This window comes from Mycobacterium sp. (assembly GCF_050701675.1).
Classification (GTDB): Bacteria; Actinomycetota; Actinomycetes; order Mycobacteriales; family Mycobacteriaceae; genus Mycobacterium.
In genome coordinates this window covers 1-2,599 of sequence record NZ_JBOGDD010000746.1, presented here as the reverse complement: position 1 = coordinate 2,599, position 2,599 = coordinate 1, and the positions used below count along the sequence as shown (strand labels likewise).

Below are 2,599 nucleotides of genomic sequence, written 5' to 3'. Positions count from 1 at the left end.
GCGTGGGAGAGCGTGGCGCGCAAGCTCTGCGGACGGTAGGCGCGATGGGCAAGAGCTGGGTCCTGCACGTCGACCTCGACCAGTTCCTCGCATCGGTCGAACTGCGCCGTCGCCCCGAACTGGTCGGCCTTCCGGTCATCGTCGGCGGCAACGGTGACCCCGATGAACCACGCAAGGTGGTGACCTGCGCGTCCTACGAGGCGCGCGAGTTCGGCGTGCATGCGGGCATGCCGTTGCGCACGGCTGCCCGCAAATGCCCCGACGCCACCTTCCTGCCTTCCAACCCCGACGCGTACGACGAGGCGTCCGAACAGGTGATGGGCCTGCTGAGGGATCTCGGTCATCCCCTCGAGGTCTGGGGCTGGGACGAGGCCTACCTCGGCGCCGACGTCGAGGACCCCTTCGTTCTGGCGGAGCGCATCCGTACCGTCGTCGAGGCCGAGACCGGACTGTCGTGCTCGGTTGGCATCAGCGACAACAAGCAGCGGGCCAAGGTCGCGACGGGATTCGGCAAACCCGCAGGCGTCTACCGGCTCACCGACGACAACTGGATGGCAGTCATGGGCGACCGAGGCGTCGACGCACTCTGGGGGGTCGGTTCCAAGACCGCCAAGAAACTGGCCGGCCAAGGCATCACGACGGTCGCCGATCTGGCGGCCACCGACGCCACCCTCCTGACGTCGATCTTCGGGCCCACGACCGGCCTGTGGATTCTGCTCCTGGCCAAGGGAGGTGGTGACACCAACGTCAGCGCCGAGCCGTGGGTGCCGAGGTCCCGCAGCCACGTCGTCACCTTCCCGCAGGACCTCACCGACCGGGTCGAGATGGACAGCGCCGTCGCCGACCTGGCGCGCAGGACGCTCGACGAGGTCGTCGAACAGGGCCGAACGGTGACCCGCGTCGCAGTGACCGTACGAACCAAGACGTTCTTCACCCGCACCAAGATTCGCAAGCTTGCCGCCGCGAGCACCGATGAGTCGGCGATCGTCGACACCGCGCTGGCGGTGTTCGATCAGTTCGACATCGATCGCCCGGTGCGACTTCTCGGCGTCCGGCTGGAACTTGCCATGCCGCAATCGAACGCGCCGGCTGTCACCACTCCCGCCTAACGTCGAGCCATGCTGCATACCGTCGCGATCCGTGGCTACCGGTCGATGCGCGAGGTCGTCGTGCCACTGACGGGCCTCACCGTCGTCACCGGCGCCAACGGCACGGGCAAGTCGTCGGTGTACCGGGCGCTGCGGTTGTTGGCCGACTGCGGCCGCGGTGAGGTCATCGGTTCACTGGCCCGCGAGGGCGGGCTCGAATCGGTGCTCTGGGCCGGTCCCGAACGGGTGGGCGGAGCGCGCCGCACGGGGCGCAGTCAGGGCACCACGCGCACCCGGCCCGTATCTCTCGAACTCGGTTTCGCCTCAGATGATTTCGGCTACCTGATCGACCTCGGCCTGCCCCAGGACGCCGGGCCTGGCTCGTTCTTCGCCCGCGACCCCGAGATCAAGCGCGAAGCCGTCTTCGCGGGACCACGGCTGCGGCCCAGCTCCGCCCTGGTCCGCAGGGGCCGCGACTACGCCGAGGTCGCGGCGGAGTCCGGCCGCGGCTTCGAGGAGCTGACCAGATCGCTGCCGCCGTACCGCAGCGTCCTCGCCGAGTACGCTCACCCGGGAGCCCTACCCGAGCTGGCCGGAGTCCGGAATCGACTGCGCGACTGGCGGTTCTACGACGGGTTCCGGGTCGACGCCGACGCACCGGCCCGTCGCCCACGCGTCGGCACCCGCACCCCGGTGCTGTCCGACGACGGCGGTGACCTGGCCGCCGCGATCCAGACGATCGTCGAGGCCGGGTTCGACGAGCTGCCCCGCGCGATCGCCGACGCGTTCGACGGGGCCGAGGTGTCGGTCGCGGTGCACGACGGCCTCTTCGAACTGCAACTGCGACAACGGGGCATGCTTCGACCGCTGCGCGCCGCCGAATTATCGGACGGCACACTGCGATTCCTGCTGTGGGCCGCAGCCCTGCTGAGCCCTCGGCCTCCATCTCTGATGGTGCTCAACGAGCCGGAGACCTCGCTGCACCCCGACCTGTTGGTACCGCTCGCGTCCATGGTCTGCGCGGCCGCGGCGGTCACCCAGGTCGTGGTCGTCACCCATTCGCAGGCCATGCGCCAGCAGCTCGACACCGACGGCTCCAGCGAGATCGAGCTCTTCAAGGAGTGGGGCGAGACGCTGGTGACCGGCCAGACCATGTTGACGGCGCCGCCGTGGGACTGGGGCAAGCGCTGATTGTTCGCGTTGGCATAAGCAGCCGTTCACCGAGGTCACGTTCAATCTCCCAGGCGATACCCAGCGAGCGAGGAGTCTTCAGTTGTCGAAGAGCACATATCTCAAGGTGGCAGTGGTCGTCGGCGCGGTGGCGGTGCTACCGCTGGCGGCCTGCAGCGGCAGCGACACCGAGAAGGCTGCGGCCGGTGACACGGTGACCCGGGCGGCCACGGGAGACCTCGCCGTCAACGGTGGCGCCCGCCGGTTGGACGGCGACCAGAGCAAGGCCATCCGCGATGCCGTCAACGCCTCGGGCGCCAAGAACGTCATCCTGCTGATCG

The 2,599-nt window shown here is 68.9% G+C and carries 2 protein-coding genes and 1 pseudogene; all 3 read left to right on the top strand.

The window, feature by feature from the left end:
• Window positions 1-44 precede the first annotated feature (44 nt).
• Window positions 45-1,109, top strand: coding sequence for a DNA polymerase IV (locus tag ACRDUX_RS22820; protein ID WP_526416775.1), 1,065 nt, complete (start codon window positions 45-47; stop codon window positions 1,107-1,109).
• Window positions 1,110-1,118: 9 nt separating this feature from the next.
• On the top strand, window positions 1,119-2,279 hold the full coding sequence (locus tag ACRDUX_RS22815; RefSeq protein WP_526416773.1) for an AAA family ATPase: 1,161 nt from the start codon (window positions 1,119-1,121) through the stop codon (window positions 2,277-2,279).
• An 82-nt stretch (window positions 2,280-2,361) separates the two neighbouring features.
• A pseudogene (locus ACRDUX_RS22810) lies at window positions 2,362-2,599 on the top strand (alkaline phosphatase); the annotation flags it as partial.